This window comes from Kocuria turfanensis (assembly GCF_001580365.1).
Classification (GTDB): domain Bacteria; phylum Actinomycetota; class Actinomycetes; order Actinomycetales; family Micrococcaceae; genus Kocuria; species Kocuria turfanensis.
Genome location: NZ_CP014480.1, coordinates 3290381 through 3311403, shown reverse-complemented (window position 1 = coordinate 3311403; position 21023 = coordinate 3290381). Strand labels below are relative to the sequence as shown.

Sequence of the window (21023 nt, the reverse complement as noted above, 5' to 3'; positions counted from 1 at the left end):
GGCAACGGCCGCACCCCCTCGGGGGTGCGGCCGTTGCCGTGCGCGGCGCCGAAGCCGCGCCGGGGAGCGGGTCAGTGGAAGAAGTGCCGCGCCCCGGTGAAGTACATGGTCACGCCGGCGGCCTCGGCCGCGGCCACGACCTCCTCGTCCCGGATCGAGCCGCCGGGCTGGACGACGGCGCGCACGCCCGCGTCGAGCAGCACCTGCAGCCCGTCCGCGAAGGGGAAGAACGCGTCCGACGCCGCCACGGACCCGCGCGCGCGCTCGGCGCCGTCCTCGCCCAGCGCGTCGGCCCGCTCCACGGAGAGCCGGCAGGAGTCCACCCGGTTGACCTGGCCCATGCCGATGCCCACCGAGGCGCCCTGGTCGGCGAGCAGGATCGCGTTGGACTTCACGGCCCGCAGCGCCTTCCACGCGAAGGCGAGGTCGGCCAGCGTCCGCTCGTCGGCCGGCGCCCCCGCGGCGAGGGTCCAGGAGGCGGGGTCGTCGCCGGCGGCGTCGAGCCGGTCGGCGACCTGGAAGAGGGCCCCGCCGGAGACCTGCCGGTACTCGAGGGCGTCGCGGGCGAAGCCCTCGGGCAGCTCGAGCAGGCGGATGTTCTTCTTCGCCTGCAGGATCGCCAGGGCCTCCGGCTCGAAGCCGGGGGCCACGACGACCTCCGTGAAGATGTCCTTGACCGTCTCGGCCATGGCCCGGGTGACGGTCCGGTTCGCGGCGATCACCCCGCCGTAGGCGGAGAGCGGGTCGCATGCGTGGGCCTTGCGGTGGGCGTCGGCGATCGGGTCCTCGGCGCCGGGGGTGGCCACGGCGATGCCGCACGGGTTGTTGTGCTTGACCACGGCCACGGCCGGCTCGTCGAAGTCGTAGGCGGCGCGCAGGGCGGCGTCGGCGTCCACGTAGTTGTTGTAGGACATCTCCTTGCCGTGCAGCTGGTCCGCCTGGGCGATGCCGGGGGCGGCCGCCTCGTCGACGTACAGGGCGCCCTTCTGGTGCGGGTTCTCGCCGTAGCGCAGGGAGGCGGAGCGCTGGAAGGCCAGCCCCGCGTAGGGCGGCCAGAGGTTGGCGTCCTCGTCCTGGTCGAACTGCTGGGCCGTCCACGTGGCCACGGCGGTGTCGTAGGCGGCGGTGTGGGCGAAGGCCGCGGCGGCCAGCCGGCGCCGGGCCGCGAGGTCGAACCCCCCGGCGCCGGCGGCCTCGACCACCGCACCGTAGGAGGCGGGGTCCACCACCACGGACACGGCCGCGTGGTTCTTCGCGGCGGCGCGCACCATGGAGGGGCCGCCGATGTCGATCTGCTCGACCACCTCGTCCTGGCCGGCGCCGGAGCGCACCGTGTCCACGAACGGGTAGAGGTTCACGACCACGAGGTCGAACGGCTCGATCCCCAGCTCCGCGAGCTGGTCCACGTGCTCCTGCTTGCGGCGGTCCGCGAGGATCCCGGCGTGCACCCGCGGGTGCAGGGTCTTCACCCGCCCGTCCAGGCACTCCTGGAAGCCGGTGACCTCGGAGACCTCGGTCACCGGCACCCCCGCCTCCGCGATCCGGCGCGCGGTCGAGCCGGTGGAGACGATGGCCACCCCGGCCTCGTGCAGACCGCGGGCCAGGTCGTCCAGTCCGGTCTTGTCGTAGACGGACACCAGCGCCCGTCGGATGGGCACGCGGTCAAGTCGGATGGGGCTCACAGGTTCTCCAAGCGTCGGGGTCGGGGCTGCCGGCGGAAACCGCCGGGGACCATTTTACGGACCCGCGCCGCGCCGCTCCTCCGTGCGGTCGCACCACGGGGCGGGCGGGTGTCCGGACCGGGGCCGGATGCCGCCCCGGCCCGCCCGCGAGACCCCGGCGGGCTGCTCAGCGGGCGGGGACGGAACGGGCGAGCAGGCCGAGGGCGTCCACGAGCAGCTGCCGCTCGGCGGCCTTGATCCGCTCGTGCAGCTGCGCCTCGGTGTCCTCCTCCTGCACCGGCACCGCCGCCTGGGCCAGGATCGGGCCGGCGTCGACGTCGGCCACGACCTCGTGGACGGTGACCCCGGTGACCTTGACCCCGTGGGCGAGGGCGTCCCGGACCGCGTGGGCCCCGGGGAAGGAGGGCAGCAGGGACGGGTGGGTGTTGACGATCCGGCCGCGGAACGCCTCGACGAACTCGGCGTCGACGATCCGCATGAACCCGGCGAAGAGCACCCGGTCGGGGGCGTGGGCGGCGACCGCTTCCTGCAGGGCCCGGTTCCACCGGGTCCGGTCCGGGTGGTCCGCGGGCCGGACGAGGAAGGTGGTGATCCCGGCCGCCTCCGCGCGCTCGAGCCCGCGGCAGGGCTTGTCCGCGCCCACGGCGGCGATCTCGACGTCGATCCGGCCCGCGCGGACGGCGTCGAGGACCGCCTGCAGATTGGTGCCGGACCCGGAGACCATGACCACGATGCGCATGCGGTCGAGTCTAGTCGGGCGGCGCGGGCCGGTCCGCGCGGTGCCCTAGAGTGAGGAGCATGACCCCTCCCCGCCCGCATCCCGAGCCGGCCCCCGCGGACGCCCGGCGTGCCGCCACGACCCGCACGGCGGGGGCCGCGCTGGTGTGCGCGGCGGTGGCCCTCGTGCTCGTCGGCTCCGGGCTGTGGCCGACGGTGGCCGGGCTCGTGGCCGCGGCGGCCGGCCTCGGCCTGGGCATCGCGGCGCTCGTGCGCTCGCGCGGGTCCGGCCGGCGCGCGCTGCTGGTGGTGAGCGCGGTCGCCGCGATCGTGCTGGGCGCCCTGAGCCTGGCCACCGGCGGAGCCCGGCTGCTGCTGTGGCCGGTGGCCGAGGCCTATCAGCAGTGCGTGTCCAGCACCCTGACCCTCTCCGGGACGGCGCAGTGCCAGCAGCAGCTCGAGGACGGGATCTGGAGCTACCTCTCCGGGGACCCCGGGACCTCGGAGGGCGCCGCGGGAGCGTCCACGTCGAACGCCCCGGCCGATCCCGGGGTCTCCGCGTCGGCCACGCCGCGCCCCTGAGCCGGGCGCGGGACCGCGCTGCTGCCTGCTCCCCGGGCCTCCCGCCGGCCCGTCCGCCCGAGGTCCGCACCGGGCCCGTCCCCGGGGTCCTCCCCGGCGGCGCCGCCGCGCAGCGGCGCGAACGGCGGCTCCCGCTCCAGCCAGGGACCCACCACGTAGCCGACGGCCGCCCCCACGGCCACCTCCGCCCCGAACCACAGCAGCACGTCCGGACCGTGCGGGCCGATCACCGTGAGCCGGCCCAGCCCGAGCGAGCCCTGCGCCAGCCAGCTCAGCAGCATCGCCAGCACGCCCGCGACCGCGCCGATGAACAGCCCGGTCAGCAGCGTGGAGAGCGGGAAGGTGATCCAGCGGGCGGGCAGCCGGATGGCCATCCAGTCGTCGAGGTGGTTCTCGCCCTCCCGCAGGAACCACCAGCCGGCGAGCACCCCGGCCAGGACCGGCAGCACGACCACGACCGCCGACCAGGACGGCAGCTCCCCGGGGGGCAGCGCGGCCAGGGCCGGGAGCAGCGGGACCGGCCCGGCCTGCGTGCCCAGCGGTGACGTGTGCGTGCCCTCCCCCACCTCGAAGCCCGCGCCGGTGGCCCACGCGAGGGCGTAGACCGCGAGGTTCGGCAGGTAGCCCAGCTGCAGCCCCGTCAGGGCGGTGTCCCCCGGGACCCCGGTGCCCAGCCGCTGGTAGACGTTCACCACGTCGTTCCAGTTCCACAGCAGCGCGGCGGCCAGCAGCGCCGCCCCGGCACCGACCCCGGCGACGGCCGCGACGAAGCCCGCCCGCAGCACCGCCCACACGTAGGAACCGGCCCACCGCGAGTACTGGCTCGTGCGCTCGACCCACGCGGCGGCGTTGACGCCGATCAGCCCGGGCAGGGAGCGGGAGGCCCGGTACGCCCCGACGAACGCGCCCAGGGCGACCGGCACGAGGGGGAACACCGCGGCGGCGGCCGGTCCCGCCGCGATCTCGCCGGTCCCGAAGAGCAGCGCGGCCACGGCCCCCGCGGCGGAGTACACCGCCAGCCCGCTCAGGTACGGCTGCCAGAACTGCCCCTCCCAGCAGGCCCGCGCCAGCCGTCGCCCGGCGTGCCAGGCCAGCACGAAGGGCACGAGCGTCAGGCCCAGCGGGACGAGGTTGACGGTCCCGGTGGTCGCGGGCAGGCCGGCCCCGGGGTCCAGGGCGACCTGCAGCGGGGTCAGGTGGGCCAGCAGCCACACCTGGCCGGAGAGCACGAAGCCGCCGGTCAGCCCGAGCGAGTCGAAGCCGTCGGCGAGCCACACCATGAGGACGGTCAGCAGGATCAGCAGGTAGGAGACCACGGCCACGGAGCCGAGCTCCACCACGCCCTGCAGCCACAGCGGCATGGGCACGCCGCGGCGGTCGGCGGACGGGGCGGGGGAGGAAGAGCCTTGGGAGTTCATCACCGCCCATCTTCCCACGCCTCCGGCGCCCGGGCCGAGGCTTCACGGGGCCTTCACCGGCGGGCCACGTGCCGCTCCCCCGGGGGACGCCCGGGACGGGAAGGCTCGGCGCCATGAGAGTCGCCGTGGTCGCCGAGCAGTTCCTCCCCCACCTCAACGGTGTCACCCACTCGGTCCTGCGGGTCGTCGAGCAGCTGGGCGCGCGCGGGCACGACGTCGTGGTCGTGGCGCCCTCCTACGACCCCGCGCCGCTCGGACGCCTCGCCGAGGACGTCGTCGAGGACCTCGACGGCGTGCCGGTGCACCGGCTGCCGGCCCTGCCGCTCACCGGCTATCCCGACGTGCGCGTGGCCGGCGGGACCGTGGCCCGGGTGCGCCGGCACCTGGAGCGGTTCCGCCCCGACGTCGTCCACGTCGCCTCCCCGTTCGTCCTCGGCCGGCGGGCGATCCTCGCGGCCCAGCAGCTCGGCGTGCCGGCCGTGGCCGTGTACCAGACGGACGTGCCCGGCTACGCGGCGAAGTACGGAGCCCCCTTTCTCGAGCAGCTCCTGTGGGGGCACGTGCGGAGCATGCACAACGCCGCGACCCTGACCCTCGCCCCGTCCTCCTCGGCGGTGGGGCAGCTCACCGCGCACGGGGTGCGCGACGTCCACCTGTGGCGGCGCGGGGTGGACACCACCCGCTTCTGCCCGCGGCACCGCGACGAGCGGTGGCGGGCGGAGGTCGGGGGCGGCCGCCGGATCGTGGGCTACGTGGGCCGGATCGCCCCGGAGAAGCAGGTCGAGGACCTCGCCGCGGTCGCGGACCTGCCCGGCACCCGCCTCGTCGTCGTGGGCTCGGGGCCGGAGGAGGAGGCGCTGCGGCGCCGCCTGCCGGGGGCGCACTTCACCGGTCGCCGCTCCGGGGCCGACCTCGCCCGGATCATGGCCTCCCTCGACGTGTTCGTGCACCCGGGCGAGTTCGAGACCTTCTGCCAGACCGTGCAGGAGGCCATGGCCTCCGGTGTGCCGGTGGTGGCCACGGGCCGGGGCGGTCCGGTGGACCTCGTCGACTCCTCCCGCACCGGCTGGCTCTACCCGCCCGGGGACCTCGCGGCGCTGCGCGGGCACGTGGCCGACCTGGTCGGCGACGAGGCCAAGCGGGCCGCCTTCGGGACCGCCGCGCACGCCGCCGTGCAGGGCCGGACCTGGGACGTGCTGGTCGGGCAGCTGCTGGAGCACTACGACCGGGCCGTGGCGCTGGGCGCCGCGGGCCACGGTCCGCGCCACCGCCGGGCCGTCTGAGGCCTATCCCCGGGCGGGGACCGCGTCCAGCACGGAGGCGCCCGTGCCGGCGTACCGCCCGGGCTCCGCGCTGAGCACCGTCAGCCCGTGCACCAGGGCGGTGGCCGCGGTCAGGCCGGCCACCGGATCGGCCGTCCCCGCGGCGCCGAGGGCGCCCCAGGCCCTGCTCACGGCGGCGTCCACGGGGAGCACGCGGTCCGGGAAGCGCAGCTCCAGCTGCTCGGTCCACCGCGCCTCGTCGGGCCGGTCCGACAGCAGCTCCCCCAGCACCAGGGCCGACAGGAAGAGCCGCCGGTGGCCGTGCCGGCGCAGGGCGCCGGCCAGCTCGGGCGAGCGGTCCGGGGTGCGCACCCCGAGCAGCACGGATCGGTCCAGGAGCAGGTCCACGGGCTCGGTCCTCCGCCGGCGCTCAGGCCGCGGCGGCGAGGCGGCCGCGGACGGGGGCCAGCAGGAAGTCCACGAACTCCGTGCGCGCCTGGACCACCCGGGCGTAGTCGTCGATGCTCATCGCCGCGCAGCCGAGCACGGCCGGAGCGGCGGGAACGGGGGCGGGCCCGCCCGGGCGGGCGGCGACGACGGTGGGAAGGGCGTCTGACATGACCGGGATCCTTCGGGCGCTCTTGCTCGCAGCGGGTGCCGCCACGGCGGCGATGCGAGCCGCTTCGTCATCCGAACCACCCGTGAACATGGGGTTGGTGCCCGGTCTAGTCGGAGCTTGGCGACCGGATCTCTTGAAGCTGTCCCCATTCAACCACATCGTCCCCGCCCGGTCCCGCCCGGCCGGTGCGCCCGGGCGTGTGAGCCCACCTTCCCCGACCCGTCACCGCGACGACACCTCGCCGACACATCGTTGCGCTGGAATGGGCTCCGAGCACCCGGGCGGGCCCCGACATTACGGTTCGGTGACACAAGTCATGGCCGTCTTGCCGGTCTGTCGGAGGCGCGGGGTAGCCTGGTCCTGCTTCTCGAGATGCGGCGTCCGCGTGCTCGACGGAGGGCACACCGCCCTCCGGAGGGACCGCGGAGGGGCTCCGACCCGCTGCGCGCCAACCCGATGTTCCCGGGTGGATCGGATGACGAAGCGGTGGGCAACGGCATCGGATGCCCGCAAGAACGTCAGGAGAAAACATGACCATGTCCGAAGAAAGAACAACCTCCACCACCGACCAGCGGGAGGAGTGGGTCGACGTCACCGTCACCGCCCTCCCCGATCTGCACCTCGTCCGGATCACCTCGACGGACGGCGACGTGCAGGAGTACCTCAGCGCGGAGGCCGACGACCTCGCCGCCGCGGCGGAGCACACGGCGGGCACCGCGCAATGGTGCGCCAAGTACCGCCAGCTTCTCGTCCCCGGCGCCCTGGCCGCGACCGGACGGCACCCGTTCTTCAAGCTCCATCCCGCGTCCCTCCCGCTGTCGGCGTAGCCGGCGGGCAGGACACGACGAAGGCCGCAGCCCGGTGGGCTGCGGCCTTCGTCGTGCGGCCGGAATCACCTCGCCGGCAGCACGGGATCGGCCTCGGGAGATCGGCGCCGCGAGGCCCGCGCCGCGCGCGGCGCCCGGAGAGCTCGGCCGGACGGGCCCCGCGGCTCGGCGGCTCACTCCAGGCCGTAGTCCCCGGCCGATCCCCAGCCCTCCCCCGCCTCGTCGGCGGAGCCGTCGAGGTCCCACTCCGAGACCTCCAGCTCGAAGGGCACGGAGACGTCGAGCTCGGCGTCGGAGACCCGGTTCACCACGAACGGGTCCTCCTCGCCCGGTGGACGGGACGGGACGGGTCCGGTCATGCGAGCTCCTCCGGGTCTGTGACGGAACGACGAGCGCCGACGGCACCGGCTCCGACGACGCCCCAGCCGCCGGCGCGGCGTGCGGCGATCCGCCGGCTCCGGCCGCCGGAACGGCAGAACCGCCCCCGGGAGCAAGCCCGGCGGCGGTTCTGGACGATCAACGGGCCCGTGAGCCCCTTGAGGAGAACGTCAGGAGATGACGGTGATGTTCGCGGCCTGGGGGCCCTTGGGACCGTCCTGGGTCTCGAACTCGACGCGGTCGTTCTCGTTCAGGGAGCGGAAGCCACCCGAGTTGATCGCGGAGAAGTGGGCGAAGACGTCCTTGGAGCCGTCCTCGGGGGTGATGAAGCCGAAGCCCTTGTCAGCGTTGAACCACTTGACGATACCGGTAGTCATGGTGAGACCTGATCTTTCGTGAGATGAACGTTTCCCGACGTTCGAGAAACACAAGAGTTGTGATGCGTGGAGAACGTCTTCTCAGAAAAACTGCTGCACCCGGATGGGCCGAACTGCTTGAAATACAAAAACGACAACCTCAACAACTTCGCTCCACTGTACACGAGTTCCGGCGGCCCGCCACCCCGGGTCGCGGCGGCCGCCGGCCGCGGCCGGCGCTCAGCCCGCCAGCAGCTCGTCGGCGACCGCTCGCACGCGCGCCCGCTCCTGCGGGTCCGGGGGGAAGACGTCGGCGGCGTCGGCGAACCACACGCCGTCGGCCAGCAGGCGCACGGCCAGCAGGCGGGTGCGCCGCTCGACGGGCAGGTCCTCCGGGAGGTCCACCCAGGGGGCGATCCGCTCGGCCCAGTGCTTCTTGAGGGTGGCCCGCAGCCGCTGGTCGGTGAGCATCACGAGGTCGGTCTCGTCGACCTCCCCGGACAGGCACCAGTCCAGATAGGCGCGCACCCGCTCCTCGGCCGGCACCTGCTCCGGCGGGGCGGGCAGGCGCCGGGCCATCTCCGCGTCCCAGCCGTCCAGGACCCGGTCCACCAGGGCGAGCATGAGCGCCTCCTTGGTCCGGAAGTGGTACATCACCCCCGGCTTGCTCAGTCCCACCCGGCGGGCGGCCGACTCCAGGGACACCGTGCCGCCGCTGCGCACGAGTTCGAGGGCGCCGTCCAGGATGCGGTCGCGGGTGGAGGAGTTCATGGAAACTACTTTACCAACCGGAAGGTTGGTGACACCATGTGACGCAGGCCGGTGCCCCGCCCAGGCGGAACAGCGGCCCGCCGCGGGGACGACGACGTCCCGCTCCGCCCGGTCCGCCCGGACCGGCGTGCGGGCGACCCCACGAGATCCGGACCACCCTTCTCAGGAGGACCCGACATGACCGCTGCCCTGTCCACATCCGCCCCCGAGAGCGAGGCTCCGCCGAGCGCGCGGACCCGCCCCAAGGTCAACCGTGCCGTCTTCGCCGGCTCGGGCGTGAGCATCGTCGTGTTCTCGCTCTGGGCGATCCTGGCCCCCGAGCAGGCCTCCACGGTGATCGGCGCCGTGGTCGGCTGGATCGCGACCAACATGGGCTGGTTCTACGTGCTCACCGCCGCCGTGGTGACGGCGTTCGTGGTGATCGTCGCGGTCTCCCGCGAGGGCACCATCAAGATGGGCCCGGACCATTCCAAGCCGCAGTACAACCTGTTCACCTGGACGGCGATGCTCTTCGCGGCCGGGATCGGGATCGACCTGCTGTTCTTCTCCGTGGCCGAACCGGTCACCCAGTACTACGGCCCGCCGGCCGGCGAGGGCGGGAGCGCCGAGGCGACGCGCATGGCCGTGGTGTGGACGCTGTTCCACTACGGCGTGATCGGCTGGGCGATGTACGCCCTGATGGGCATGGCCTTCGGCTACTTCGCCTACCGCTGGAACATGCCGCTGAGCATCCGCTCGGCCCTCTACCCGCTGATCGGCAGGCGGGTGCACGGCCGCGCCGGGGACGCGGTGGACATCGCCGCGCTGCTGGGCACGATCTTCGGGGTGGCGACGTCCCTGGGCATCGGCGTGGTCCAGCTCAACTACGGCCTGTACCTGCTGTTCGGGATCGAGGAGGGCGTCGCCGCCCAGACCGCCCTGATCGTGGTGGCCGTGGTCATGGCCACCGCCTCGTGCGTGTCCGGCGTGGACAAGGGCATCCGCCGGCTCTCCGAGCTCAACGTCCTGATGGCCGTGGCCCTCGTGGCGTGGGTGCTCATCGCCGGGCGCACGTCCTTCCTGCTCGACGCCACCGTGCAGAACCTCGGCGACTACGTGGCCGAGCTGCCGTCGATGGCCCTCGTCACGTTCGCCTACACCGGGGCGGCGGAGTGGATGGCCGGGTGGACCCTGTTCTTCTGGGCCTGGTGGATCGCCTGGGCGCCGTTCGTGGGGCTGTTCCTGGCCCGCATCTCCCGCGGCCGCACCCTGCGCGAGTTCGTGGTCGCGACCCTGACCGTGCCGTTCGTGTTCATCCTCATCCTGGTCTCGGTCTTCGGCAACAGCGCCCTGGAGATCGTCACCGGCGGCGACGACGCCTTCGGGCAGGCCGCCATGAACACCCCCGAGCGGGCCTTCTACTCCCTGCTCGAGCAGTACCCGGGAGCGCCGCTGCTCATCGCGCTCGCGACCCTGTCCGGGCTGCTGTTCTATGTCACCAGCGCCGACTCCGGGGCGCTGGTGATGTCCACGTTCACCTCGACCATCCAGGACCCCACCCAGGACGGGCCCAAGTGGCTGCGCGTGTTCTGGGCCGCGGCCACCGGCCTGCTCACTCTGGCGATGCTGCTCGTGGGCGGGGTGCCGACCCTGCAGGCCGCCACGCTGATCATCGGCCTGCCCTTCTCCATCGTGATGTACCTGGTGATGATCGGGTTCTGGAAGGCCCTGCGCGCCGAGCGCTCCCAGCGCGAGGGCCGCTCCGCGACCCGCCGCTCCGTGACGGCCTCCCGCACCCCCGGCCCCGACAGCCAGTGGCGGCGCCGGCTCACCCGCATCGGCTCCTTCCCGGGCCCGCGGGCGGTGCGCCGCTACGAGGAGCAGGTGCTGGCCCCCGCCCTGGCCGAGGTCGTCGAGGAGTTCTGCGCCCAGGGCCATGCCGCCGAGCTGTCCAGCTCGGAGGTCGGCTACCAGGAGCTGCGGGAGTACACGCTGACCGTGCCGATGGGCGACGACCGGGACTTCTGCTACCAGATCTACCCCGTGGCCACCCCGGTCCCGGCCTTCGGCGGGTTCCGCACCAACCCCGACTCGGACCTCTACTACCGCCTGGAGGTCTTCAACGAGACCGGCTCGCAGGGCACCGACGTCATGGACTGGAACCGCGAGCAGCTCATCAACGACGTCCTCGACAACTGGGAGGCCCACCTGGCCTTCCTGAGCATCCACACCGGGCCGTCCAAGATCCAGGCCGGCGCCGAGGGCCACCCCGACTGGTCCACCGACATCCACGACGTGCCGACGGGGCAGACCCCCGCGGTGACGAAGGAGGCACACCCGTGACCGAGACCCTGTTCATCGACGGACGCTGGGCGGCCGCCGCCGCCGGCGGCACCCGCACCATCGTCTGCCCCGCCGACGGCACCGAGGTCGGGGTCGTGGCCGAGGCCACGGCCGAGGACACCGAGCGCGCCATCGCCGCGGCCCGTCGCGCCTTCGACGACGGCCGCTGGTCCTCGGTGCCCGGCCCGCAGCGCGGGGACCTGCTGCTGCGGGCCGCCGCCCGGCTGCGCGAACGCAAGGCCGAGTTCGCCCGCGCGGAGTCCCTCGACACCGGCAAGCGCCTGGTGGAGTCCGAGATCGACATGGACGACATCGCCGCCTGCTTCACGTGGTTCGGCAAGAACGCCGCCGAGCACGCCGGCCGCGTCGTCGACGCCGGGGACCCGGCCGTGGTGTCCACGGTCGTCACCGAGCCCGTGGGCGTGTGCGGGATGATCACGCCCTGGAACTACCCGCTGCTGCAGGCCGCCTGGAAGATCGCCCCGGCGCTCGCCGCCGGGTGCACCTTCGTGCTCAAGCCCGCCGAGCTCACCCCGCACACGGCGATCCTGATGATGCAGGTCCTCCAGGAGGTCGGCCTGCCCGACGGCGTGGCCAATCTCGTGCTCGGCGCCGGCGCCGAGGCCGGCGCGCCGCTGTCGAGCCACCCGGACGTGGACCTGGTCTCCTTCACCGGCGGGGTGCTGACCGGCCGGGCGATCGCCGCCGCGGCCGCGCCCACCGTGAAGAAGATCGCCCTGGAGCTGGGCGGGAAGAACCCCAACGTGGTCTTCGCCGACGCCGACTTCGACGCCGCCGTGGACAACGCCCTCAACGGCGCGTTCGTGCACTCCGGGCAGGTCTGCTCCGCCGGGGCGCGGCTGGTGGTCGAGGAGTCGATCGCCGAGCGCTTCGTCGACGAGCTCGTCCGCCGCGCCGAGGGCATCCGCCTCGGCGGGCCCTTCGACGAGCAGGCCGAGACCGGCGCGCTGATCTCGGCCGCCCAGCGCGAGAAGGTGCACGCCTACGTCGAGTGCGCCCGGGAGCAGGGCGCCCGGATCCGCACCGGCGGCGGGTTCGCCACCGGCGCCTCCGCCGACGGCTCGCTGGACCTCGAGCAGGGCTTCTTCTACCGGCCCACGGTGATCGACCGCTGCACCCGCGAGATGGACTGCGTGCACGACGAGGCCTTCGGCCCCACCGTCACGGTCGAGACGTTCACGACCGAGGACGAGGCGGTGGAGATCGGCAACGACACGATCTACGGCCTCGCCGGGGCCGTGTGGACCTCCGACGCCGGGCGCGCCCAGCGGGTGGCCGCCCGCCTGCGCCACGGCACGATCTGGATCAACGACTTCCACCCCTACCTGCCGCAGGCCGAGTGGGGCGGGATGAAGCAGTCCGGCATCGGCCGCGAGCTCGGCCCCACCGGCCTGGGCGAGTACCAGGAGCTCAAGCACGTCTACCAGAACACCGCCCCCGCCGTGACCGGCTGGTTCGCCGCGCGGTGACCCGCGCCCGCCGCGGCGCCGTCGCCCCTCGGGGACGACGGCGCCGCGGCGACCGCACCCCGGGAGACGCCCGAGCACCAGCCCGAGACCCCTGAGACCCCGAGATCCCGAGACGTCGAGGAGAGACATGAGCACGCCCAGCCCCACCCCCGCCCCCGAGACCGCGCAGGAGTTCGACTACCTGGTGGTCGGCGGCGGCTCCGCCGGAGCCGTCGTCGCCGCGCGGCTGTCCGAGGACCCGGCCGTGACGGTCGGGCTCATCGAGGCCGGCCCGCACGACCAGCACCTCGACGAGGTGCTCACCCTCAGCCGCTGGATGGAGCTGCTGGAGTCCGGCTACGACTGGGACTACCCGCTCGAGGAGCAGGAGAACGGCAACTCCTTCATGCGCATGGCCCGGGCCAAGGTGCTCGGCGGCTGCTCCTCCCACAACTCGTGCATCGCGTTCTGGGCCCCGGCCGAGGACATCGACGAGTGGGAGGAGGTCCACGGCGCCGAGGGCTGGAACGCCGAGACCGCCTTCCGGCTCTACCAGAAGCTCGAGACCAACGACGACGAGGGCGCCCACCACGGCCACGACGGCCCCGTGCACCTCATGCAGATCCCCGACGCCGACCCCTGCGGCGTCGCGCTGCTGGAGGCCTGCGAGCAGGCCGGCATCCCGCGCACGCCGTTCAACACCGGCAAGACCGTGGTCGAGGGCGCGAACTTCTTCCAGATCAACCGCCGGCCCGACGGCACCCGCGCCTCGGCCTCGGTGTCCTACCTCCACCCCGTCGCGGACCGGAGCAACCTCACGGTCCTGCACTCCACCCAGGCCAGGCGCGTGGTCGTGGAGGACGGCCGGGCCGTGGGCGTGGAGGTCGTCGACAACGCCTTCGGCACCGCGCGCACCGTGCGCGCCCGCCGCGAGGTGGTCGTCTCCGCCGGGGCGATCGACACCCCCAAGCTGCTGATGCTCTCCGGGATCGGTCCCGCCGAGCACCTGCGCGAGGTCGGCGTGGACGTGCTCGTGGACTCCCCCGGCGTGGGCTCCCACCTGCAGGACCACCCCGAGGGCGTGATCCAGTGGGAGGCGAGGAAGCCGATGGTCACCGAGTCCACGCAGTGGTGGGAGGCCGGGATCTTCACCCGGGTCGACCCCGACGGCGACCGGCCGGACCTGATGATGCACTACGGCTCCGTCAACTTCGACATGCACACCTACCGGCAGGGCTACCCGACCGCGGACAACGTCTTCTGCCTCACCCCCAACGTCACCCACGCCCGCTCCCGCGGCACGGTGCGGCTGCGCTCGCGGGACTTCCGCGACAAGCCCAGGGTCGACCCGCGCTACTTCACCGACCCCGAGGGCTACGACATGCGGATCATGACCGCCGGGATCCGCAAGGCCCGCGAGATCGTGGCGCAGTCCCCGCTGGCCGAGTGGGCCGGGCGGGAGCTGTTCCCCGGCGAGGACGTGCAGACGGACGAGCAGATCGCCGACTACGTGCGCCGGACCCACAACACCGTCTACCACCCGGCCGGCTCCTGCCGGATGGGCCCGGTGGACGACGCGATGTCCCCGCTCGACCCGCAGCTGCGGGTCAAGGGCGTGCGCGGGCTGCGGGTGGCCGACGCCTCGGTGATGCCGGAGCTGACCACCGTCAACCCCAACATCACCGTCTACATGATCGGCGAGCGGGCCGCCGAGCTGATCGCCGCGGACGCCGGCGACCGGGCGGCCGCCGAGGACCAGGCGGCCGTGCCGACGGCCTAGCCGCGGACGGGCCGCGCACCGGGCGGCGGACGAGGACGGGCCCCGGGTCTCACGACCCGGGGCCCGTCGCCGTCGCCGGCCGGCAGCCGCTCAGCTCATCAGCTTGTCGACCAGCGCCTGGGCGAACTCCGGGGAGACGTCCCCGTAGTTGAGCGAGAAGTCCTCGTCCACCTTCGCCGGCAGCAGGCCCGAGCACAGCACCGCGGCGCGGGCGTAGAGCCCGGCCAGCTCCGCCCCGATGGGCACGGACAGCAGCTCCAGCTCGGGGTCGTAGGAGACGATCGGCACCCCGGCCTGCCGGGCCGCGAAGTGCTTGCCGATGCCCGAGGCCACGAACCGTGCGTGACCGGACTCGACGTCGGCCGGGGTGCGGAAGGCGTAGCGCGTCCGGTGGTGGTGGTTGATCCGGTACAGCCCCGGCCGGTCGCGGTCCTCGGTGGGCTCCCAGGTGGCGTCCTCGGGCACGAACCGCTCGGCGACCCCGTTGTACTGCATCTCCGCGCGCCGCAGGTGCTCCTCGACCTCCGACAGCGGCGGCAGGGTCTCCAGCATCGCCGGCCCCGCGTCGAGCACCACGTCGCACAAGCCCGCGGGCAGGGCCGCCCGCAGCTTCTCCAGGTCCACGTCCTGCAGCAGGGTCGTCCCGTGGTCCTCCGGGGAGAGCACCACCACGGAGGCGTCCTGCGCGGCGGCCGCCTCGGCCACCACGGCCTCCTTCTCCGGCGTCCACCCGCCGGTGAGCAGCACGGAGCCGTCCACGAGCTGGGTCAGGGTCGGCCCGCAGACCTGCCAGCGGCGCACGGTCCAGTGCTCGTCGCGCACCACCTCGAGGAAGCCCAGGGCCTGCAGGTGGCCCACGAACCACTCCTCGAACCGCTCCGAGTCCTCCAATTGCCGGGCGAGGATCGACAGGCTGGAGCGCTTGCCCCCGCCCAGGAAGGTGAGGGCGTCGCGGAACGGCGCCCAGGACGTGGGGTACTCCCCCTCGTCGGGGCCGATGAAGCGCAGCGCGTCCACGGAGCCGGTGGAGGTGATCGCCGACGGCTTCGTGAGCCGCCCGGGGTAGCGCTTCTGCAGCCCGCACTGGGCGCACTCCCCGAAGATCCAGGGGGCCCTCGCCTTCGGCTCCATGGCGGGCAGCACGATCCGGTGCCGGCCGGTGGCCAGGCAGGAGCGTCCCTCCGGCTCGGGCAGCACGTTGGTGCGCTCGAGCAGCAGCTGCCCCTCGGAGGAGTGCCAGCCGGGGGCGCCGGGCACCTCGTGCTCCTCGGGCGCCGGGCGCGCGGGCAGGTTGTCGAAGGCGCCCTGCACGTAGTGCTCGGGCAGCTGCCCCACGGTGGAGGCGGTGACCGGCCACAGCGGCTCGTCCGCCACGTGCACCATCTCCCCCTCGTAGCCGAGGGAGCGCTGGGTCAGGTAGAAGGACGAGTCCCGGAGCTTGAACTCCCGGCGCTGCCTGACCGTGCGCCCGGCCTTGAGCACCAGGGTGTAGTCGTTGGGCTTGAGCGTCCCGTCGGCCCGGGCCAGGGGCGTGCCCTGGAGGGAGATCTGGAACGGCGGCACCCGGGCCTCGGCGAGCTTCGCCTTCTCCAGCTTGAAGGAGTGCGGGTTGCGCCACTCGCACTCCACGGTCAGCGGCACGTCCGAGTCCGAGGTGATCGTCACCTGCGGGGGCCGCTGCGTGGACCAGCGCACCACGTCACCGGGGATGCGCAGGCCCCCCGAGAGGGTCACCGCCGGCACCAGCCGCGGCACGAGGCCGGAGAAGTTGTCGTTGGCGGTGAGCTCCGGGTTGCCCGCCCGCAGCACCTGCACGTCGTCGAACATCACCCAGCCCTCCGCGAGGCCGTGCGTGCCGGCCTCCACGAAGCGGTAGTCGGGGGACGCGGAGTCGTCGAGCACGCGCTTGATCTGGGCGATCCACTCCGGCTCGTCCCGGACCATGATCCGGCAGGGCCAGGCCGCGGGGATGTGGTCCACCGAGATGAAGGTGTCCGAGAACCCGTCCTTGGCGAAGATGACGACCGGCCGCGGGTTGCGCTCGAAGCGCACGTCCCCGGCGCTGAGCCGCAGCGCCCCGCCCAGCAGCGTCCCCGGGTCCGTCCGGGCGGTGTAGGCCGACACGCCCAGGAAGGCGTCCCCGATGAAGGACAGGAACACCGTGCGGGGACCCGCGGTGGTCTCCAGCTCCACCTCCCGGCCGGAGAGGAACCGCTTGGGCACCACGAAGCCGAGCTCGAACACGGGGTTGCCCACGTAGTCGGTGCTGTCCGCCAGGGACAGCGAGCACGACTTGACGGCGCTGCGGCCCGGCCCGCGGACGTGCGCGCGGACCTCGGCGCGGGCCTGCTCGCGGGACTGCTCCCACACGGCGAGCTCGGCGAGGGCGATCTCCAGTCCCGGCTCCCGGGTCAGCGGGTTCGCCCAGACCTGCTTCATGGCCTTCGAGGCCTTGGTCTCGGCCATGTCCAGCCAGAAGTCGAGGTAGACCCCGAGCTCGGCCGCGGAGAGGCCCTGGGCGGTGGTCATCCCCAGGTCCTCGAACATCCGGTGCAGCTGGCGGCGCTCCGCCTCCCCGAACATCGTCTGGGAGAGTGCGAGCCCCACGGGCCGCTGGTTCACCGCGTAGGCCGTGGGCAGCCCGATCTCGCCGTCGCGCAGCTCCAGCCAGTAGCGCAGCGCGTCCCAGTAGGCCTCGGTGTCCTTCTTGAAGGAGGACTCGAGGGCCTTGGCGTTGTCCGGGCCGGCCTGCAGCAGCACGGTCAGCGGCAGGAAGAAGGTCGAGACGGACTTGTTGCCCGTGCGCGCCGCGAGGGTGGACATGTGCCGCCCGGCGAGCGCGAACAGCGCCAGCAGCGCGACGACGGGCGGCGGCGGGATCTCCGCGATGGAGTCCAGGCTGCGGCGGGTGGCGCGGTACCACTGGCCGTTGAGGCGGTTGAACACGTCGAACACGGAGCGCCGGCTGTCCCCGGTCACCAGCAGCGGGGTCACGGAGTCCGCGAGCGCCCGCAGCGCCGCGGGCCCGTCGAGCCCGTGCTCCTCGCCGATCGCGGCGAGGACCTTGTCGTCGAGGTCGAGGTAGATCAGCTCCCCCGCCCGCTCCGGGCCGAAGAAGGCCGCGCAGACGGCGTCGTTCCACCGGAGGTAGGCGAGCTCCTCGGCACTGTCGGCAATGGCATGGTCTCCGAGGCGGAGCCCAGCAGTGTCGGGCACGAGTCCTCCGTCCGCGGCCGCACGTGGGGCCGCTGTCGTCGTTCGAGGGGTCGCCTCGATTATAGATAGCCCGCGGGGGGCCTCCGCACGCTCGTGGTTCGTCCGCGCGGGCGGATACGGTGGGGGGATGCAATCCCTCCCCGGTCCCCTCGTGGACGCCCGGCGGCTCGTGGCCGCCTCCGGGCCCGCGGTCTTCCAGCGCGGCCAGGAGTACTTCCGCGCCGGGCGCGTCCGGACGGTGCGGTGGTCCCCGGGGGCCCAGGAGGCGGGCAGCCTCTCCGCCGAGGTGGAGGGCTCGGGCTCCGTGTACAGCGTCACCGTGCGCGTCGGCACCGGCGGCGCCCCGGGGCCGGCGTGGTGCAGCTGCCCCGCCGGGGGCTTCTGCAAGCACGCCGTCGCCACGGTGCTGCGCCACAACTTCGAGACCGCCGTGCGCGCCCACCGGCCCGGCGGCAGTGCAGCCCCCCTCTCCCCCGCGGCCGCGGCCGGGGGCACGGCCGCGGGCAGCACGGCCACCGGGCGGGAGGAGCCGCCGGACTGGAAGGACGCCCTGGCCGAGATCCTCGGCGGCGCGGGACCGGCTGCCCCGGAGGACACGTCCGGGGTGGCGCTGGAGTTCGACCTGCGCCGCGAGCCCTACCGCTACGTGCACGGCACGGGCCGGGCCGGCTCCCCGTGGCACCTCTACGTGCGGCCGGTGCGCAGGGGTCGCCGGGGCCAGTGGATCAAGGGCGGGCTGGACTGGGAGACCGTCGGCGGGGACCCCGGCGCCGGGCCGCTGAGCCCGGGCCAGGCGGACTGGTTCGACGAGCTCCGGGCGCTGAGCGCCACCCGCACCCCCTACGCGGTGCACGACCGGCACTGGATCCGCCTGGACTCCTACGCCTCGCCGCTGCTGTGGGGCATCCTCGCCCGGGCCGAGGACGCCGGGATCACCCTGGTCGGCCGGGAGCACGGGCTGCCGGTGACGGTCGAGGAACCGGGACGCTTCCACGTGGACGTCGTCCGCGGCCCCGGGAAGGACCTCCAGCTGCGGCCCACCGTGGACAGCGGCGGGCGCCGGATCGCGCTGGACACCGCCCGGATCATCGGCGACCCCGGGCACGGGCTGTTCGCCCCGGACGGGGACCCCCGGGACGTCGCGGACACCGAGGACCTCAACGTCTTCCCGCTGCGCCTCGTGCCCCTGGCCACCCGGCTCACCCGGGAGCAGCGGCGGTTCCTGGACACCGCGGGCGGTCTGACGATCCCGCAGGACGAGGTGGAGGAGTTCTTCGACCGCTACTTCCCCCGCCTGCACCGCAGCATGGACGTGGACAACGGGGACGGGTCGATCGAGCTGCCGCAGGTCGCCGACCCCGAGCTGGTGCTCACCCTGGAGCACCAGGAGCTGACCATCCGCGCCCGGTGGGAGTGGGAGTACCAGAAGGGCCGCGACCGGGTCCGGCTGCCCTTCCGCCCGGTGGATCCCCTCGCCGACGAGCCGGTGCACCGGGAGTCCTCCTGGGAGACCGCGGTCACCGCCGCGGTCCGGCACCGCGCCCCGGGCGTGGACCTCCGCCGCTCGAGCTACGTGGCGGCGGACGCCCTGGTGCTCGTGCGGCAGTGGCTGCCCGCCCTGGAGAAGATCCCGGACCTGCGGATCGAGCACACCGGCGGGCGCCCGGCCTACCAGCAGATCACCGACCCGCCCACCATCACCGTCAGCACCGCCCCCACGGAGCGCCGCGACTGGTTCGACCTCGGGGTCACGGTGAAGGTCGGCGAGTTCTACATCTCCTTCGCCGACGTCTTCCGCGCCCTGGACCTCGGCCAGGACGTGATGCTGGCCCCGGACGGGTCGTGGTTCTCCCTGGACCGGCCCGAGTTCGACCGGCTGCGCGAGCTCATCGCCGAGGCCCGTTCCCTGCAGGAGACCCCCGAGGGCCCGCTGCGGATCCACCGCCACCAGGCCGGGCTGTGGGAGGAGTTCGAGGACCTCGCGGCCGAGACGGACCAGGCCGAGGCCTGGCGGGCGTCGGTGCGCTCCCTGCTGGAGCTCGAGACGGTCGAGGCGCCCGCCGTGCCCGCGTCCCTGCACGCCGAGCTGCGCCCGTACCAGCGCGACGGCTACGCCTGGCTGAGCGTGCTGTGGGACCACGGGCTCGGCGGGATCCTCGCCGACGACATGGGTCTGGGCAAGACGGTCCAGGCGATCGCCCTGATCTGCCGCGCCGTCGAGCGCGACCCGGACCTCCCGCCCTTCCTGGTGGTGGCGCCCACCTCCGTGGTGCCCAACTGGGTGGCCGAGATCCACCGCTTCGCCCCGTCCCTCACCGCCGTGGGCGTGACCGACACCCAGGCCAAGGCCGGCACCGCGCTCGCGGACACGGTTGCCGGCGCCCAGGTGGTCGTGACCTCGTACACGCTGCTGCGCCTGGACGAGAGCGCCTACCGGGGCGTCCCCTGGGCGGGGGTGCTGCTGGACGAAGCGCAGTTCGTCAAGAACCCCCGCACCAAGGCGCACCGGGCGGTCCGTGACCTCGGGGCCCCGTTCACGCTCGCGATCACGGGCACCCCGCTGGAGAACAGCCTCGTGGAGCTGTGGGCGCTGCTGTCCCTGACGGCGCCGGGCCTGTTCCCGTCGCGGCGGAAGTTCACCGAGACCTACCAGCGCCCCATCGAGCGCGGGGAGGACGCCGCGGCGCTGGCCCGCCTGCGCCGGCGCGTGAAGCCGCTCATGCTCCGGCGCACCAAGGAGTCCGTGGACCTGGAGCTGCCGCCCAAGCTCGAGCAGACCATCGAGGTGGAGCTCTCCCCCGCCCACCGCCGGCTCTACGACACCCGCCTGCAGCGCGAGCGGCAGAAGGTCCTGGGGCTGCTGCAGGACCTGGACCGGAACCGGTTCACGATCTTCCAGTCCCTGACCACGCTGCGCCTGCTGAGCCTCGACGCCTCCCTCGTGGACCCCGAGGCGGAGGTCTCCTCGAGCAAGCTCGACCTGCTCTTCGAGCACCTGCCGGAGATCGTGGCCGAGGGCCACCGCCCGCTGGTGTTCAGCCAGTTCACGAGCTTCCTCAAGAAGGCCGCGGCCCGCCTGGACGAGCTGAGTATCCCCTACGCCTACCTGGACGGCTCGACGACCGACCGGGCGCGGGTGCTCGAGCGCTTCACCTCCGGGGAGGCGCCCGTGTTCCTGGTGAGCCTCAAGGCGGGCGGCTTCGGGCTGAACCTCACCCAGGCCGACTACTGCTTCCTGCTCGACCCGTGGTGGAACCCCGCCACGGAGGAGCAGGCCGTGGACCGCACCCACCGCATCGGCCAGGAGAAGAAGGTGATGGTCTACCGGCTCGTCGCCCGGGACACCATCGAGGAGAAGGTCATGGCGCTCAAGGAGCGCAAGGCCCGGCTGTTCACGGCCGTGCTGGACGACGACCGGATGTTCTCCAGCGCGCTCACGGCCGAGGACATCCGCGGGCTGATTGCGCCCTGACCTGCGGTTTTGCCGGTGGGAACACCGGCGTCATCCGCCGGTCACAATCCCCCGGGACACCCGGGCGGCACCCGTCACCGACTAGGATCGACAGTGCGCCCCCCGCTCCCTGTGGGACGCCCCTACCCGGTCTCCCCGACCGGGCACCCGAC

General features: G+C 73.6%; 16 protein-coding genes and 1 riboswitch. Of the genes, 7 read left to right on the top strand and 9 right to left on the bottom strand.

Annotated elements, in window-relative coordinates:
• Positions 1-71: 71 nt before the first annotated feature.
• On the bottom strand, positions 72-1682 hold the full coding sequence (purH, locus tag AYX06_RS15165; RefSeq protein ID WP_062736475.1) for a bifunctional phosphoribosylaminoimidazolecarboxamide formyltransferase/IMP cyclohydrolase: 1611 nt from the start codon (positions 1680-1682) through the stop codon (positions 72-74).
• Between the two features lie 166 nt (positions 1683-1848).
• Entirely contained in the window at positions 1849-2421 is a 573-nt protein-coding gene (purN, locus tag AYX06_RS15160) for a phosphoribosylglycinamide formyltransferase (RefSeq protein WP_084271656.1), read from the bottom strand.
• Between the two features lie 59 nt (positions 2422-2480).
• Here purN and AYX06_RS15155 point away from each other — a divergent pair, with 59 nt between their 5' ends.
• Positions 2481-2981 (top strand): hypothetical protein, encoded by a 501-nt coding sequence (locus AYX06_RS15155; RefSeq protein WP_062736474.1) that lies wholly within the window; start codon positions 2481-2483, stop codon positions 2979-2981.
• On the opposite strand, the gene AYX06_RS15150 is transcribed toward AYX06_RS15155, so the two are convergent.
• The gene (locus AYX06_RS15150) at positions 2876-4399 is read right to left on the bottom strand and encodes a cell division protein PerM (protein WP_232319323.1); all 1524 of its coding nucleotides are present in this window, start codon (positions 4397-4399) and stop codon (positions 2876-2878) included. The two genes, AYX06_RS15155 and AYX06_RS15150, sit on opposite strands and share 106 nt — an antisense overlap.
• Before the next feature lie 113 nt (positions 4400-4512).
• Between AYX06_RS15150 and AYX06_RS15145 the strand changes: the two genes are divergently transcribed.
• Entirely contained in the window at positions 4513-5682 is a 1170-nt protein-coding gene (locus tag AYX06_RS15145) for a glycosyltransferase family 4 protein (RefSeq protein ID WP_062736473.1), read from the top strand.
• Between the two features lie 3 nt (positions 5683-5685).
• Here the strand turns inward: AYX06_RS15145 and AYX06_RS15140 are convergent, their stop codons facing one another.
• Positions 5686-6069, bottom strand: coding sequence for a PIN domain-containing protein (locus AYX06_RS15140; RefSeq protein ID WP_062736472.1), 384 nt, complete (start codon positions 6067-6069; stop codon positions 5686-5688).
• 22 nt (positions 6070-6091) lie between these two features.
• Positions 6092-6280, bottom strand: coding sequence for a hypothetical protein (locus AYX06_RS15135; RefSeq protein ID WP_062736471.1), 189 nt, complete (start codon positions 6278-6280; stop codon positions 6092-6094).
• 13 nt (positions 6281-6293) lie between these two features.
• Positions 6294-6419, bottom strand: a riboswitch (SAM riboswitch).
• Between the two features lie 391 nt (positions 6420-6810).
• Between AYX06_RS15135 and AYX06_RS15130 the strand changes: the two genes are divergently transcribed.
• The gene (locus tag AYX06_RS15130; protein ID WP_047804986.1) at positions 6811-7107 is read left to right on the top strand and encodes a hypothetical protein; all 297 of its coding nucleotides are present in this window, start codon (positions 6811-6813) and stop codon (positions 7105-7107) included.
• A 173-nt stretch (positions 7108-7280) separates the two neighbouring features.
• On the opposite strand, the gene AYX06_RS19905 is transcribed toward AYX06_RS15130, so the two are convergent.
• The 3 genes from AYX06_RS19905 to AYX06_RS15115 all read right to left on the bottom strand — a co-directional run bounded on the left by AYX06_RS19905 (position 7281) and on the right by AYX06_RS15115 (position 8612).
• The gene (locus AYX06_RS19905; RefSeq protein ID WP_062736470.1) at positions 7281-7466 is read right to left on the bottom strand and encodes a hypothetical protein; all 186 of its coding nucleotides are present in this window, start codon (positions 7464-7466) and stop codon (positions 7281-7283) included.
• Between the two features lie 189 nt (positions 7467-7655).
• Entirely contained in the window at positions 7656-7862 is a 207-nt protein-coding gene (gene cspE, locus AYX06_RS15120; RefSeq protein ID WP_047804984.1) for a transcription antiterminator/RNA stability regulator CspE, read from the bottom strand.
• Between the two features lie 219 nt (positions 7863-8081).
• Positions 8082-8612 carry a TetR/AcrR family transcriptional regulator gene (locus tag AYX06_RS15115; RefSeq protein ID WP_062736469.1) on the bottom strand — a complete coding sequence of 177 codons (531 nt, stop codon included), beginning with the start codon at positions 8610-8612 and terminating at the stop codon, positions 8082-8084.
• Between the two features lie 177 nt (positions 8613-8789).
• Here AYX06_RS15115 and betT point away from each other — a divergent pair, with 177 nt between their 5' ends.
• The 3 genes from betT (at position 8790) to AYX06_RS15100 (ending at position 14183) form a co-directional block, all read left to right on the top strand.
• On the top strand, positions 8790-10934 hold the full coding sequence (betT, locus tag AYX06_RS15110; protein ID WP_062736468.1) for a choline BCCT transporter BetT: 2145 nt from the start codon (positions 8790-8792) through the stop codon (positions 10932-10934).
• Complete coding sequence (locus tag AYX06_RS15105) at positions 10931-12424, top strand: aldehyde dehydrogenase family protein (RefSeq protein WP_062736467.1); 1494 nt, start codon at positions 10931-10933, stop codon at positions 12422-12424. Before betT ends, AYX06_RS15105 begins: the two co-directional genes overlap by 4 nt.
• Positions 12425-12551: 127 nt before the next feature.
• The gene (locus AYX06_RS15100; RefSeq protein ID WP_062736466.1) at positions 12552-14183 is read left to right on the top strand and encodes a GMC family oxidoreductase; all 1632 of its coding nucleotides are present in this window, start codon (positions 12552-12554) and stop codon (positions 14181-14183) included.
• Positions 14184-14273: 90 nt separating this feature from the next.
• Here the strand turns inward: AYX06_RS15100 and AYX06_RS15095 are convergent, their stop codons facing one another.
• Complete coding sequence (locus AYX06_RS15095; protein WP_062736465.1) at positions 14274-17399, bottom strand: hypothetical protein; 3126 nt, start codon at positions 17397-17399, stop codon at positions 14274-14276.
• A 127-nt stretch (positions 17400-17526) separates the two neighbouring features.
• Here AYX06_RS15095 and AYX06_RS20760 point away from each other — a divergent pair, with 127 nt between their 5' ends.
• Positions 17527-20871 (top strand): DEAD/DEAH box helicase, encoded by a 3345-nt coding sequence (locus AYX06_RS20760; RefSeq protein WP_062736464.1) that lies wholly within the window; start codon positions 17527-17529, stop codon positions 20869-20871.
• The last annotated feature ends 152 nt before the right edge of the window (positions 20872-21023 follow it).

Coding starts and splice junctions, on each gene's coding strand:
- AYX06_RS15100 (WP_062736466.1), top strand. CDS start 12,552: ATGAGCACGCCCAGCCCCACCCCCGCCCCCGAGACCGCGCAGGAGTTC.
- AYX06_RS15135 (WP_062736471.1), bottom strand. CDS start 6,280: ATGTCAGACGCCCTTCCCACCGTCGTCGCCGCCCGCCCGGGCGGGCCC.
- AYX06_RS15130 (WP_047804986.1), top strand. CDS start 6,811: ATGACCATGTCCGAAGAAAGAACAACCTCCACCACCGACCAGCGGGAG.
- cspE (WP_047804984.1), bottom strand. CDS start 7,862: ATGACTACCGGTATCGTCAAGTGGTTCAACGCTGACAAGGGCTTCGGC.
- AYX06_RS15150 (WP_232319323.1), bottom strand. CDS start 4,399: ATGAACTCCCAAGGCTCTTCCTCCCCCGCCCCGTCCGCCGACCGCCGC.
- AYX06_RS15145 (WP_062736473.1), top strand. CDS start 4,513: ATGAGAGTCGCCGTGGTCGCCGAGCAGTTCCTCCCCCACCTCAACGGT.
- AYX06_RS20760 (WP_062736464.1), top strand. CDS start 17,527: ATGCAATCCCTCCCCGGTCCCCTCGTGGACGCCCGGCGGCTCGTGGCC.
- betT (WP_062736468.1), top strand. CDS start 8,790: ATGACCGCTGCCCTGTCCACATCCGCCCCCGAGAGCGAGGCTCCGCCG.
- AYX06_RS15115 (WP_062736469.1), bottom strand. CDS start 8,612: ATGAACTCCTCCACCCGCGACCGCATCCTGGACGGCGCCCTCGAACTC.
- purN (WP_084271656.1), bottom strand. CDS start 2,421: ATGCGCATCGTGGTCATGGTCTCCGGGTCCGGCACCAATCTGCAGGCG.
- AYX06_RS19905 (WP_062736470.1), bottom strand. CDS start 7,466: ATGACCGGACCCGTCCCGTCCCGTCCACCGGGCGAGGAGGACCCGTTC.
- AYX06_RS15155 (WP_062736474.1), top strand. CDS start 2,481: ATGACCCCTCCCCGCCCGCATCCCGAGCCGGCCCCCGCGGACGCCCGG.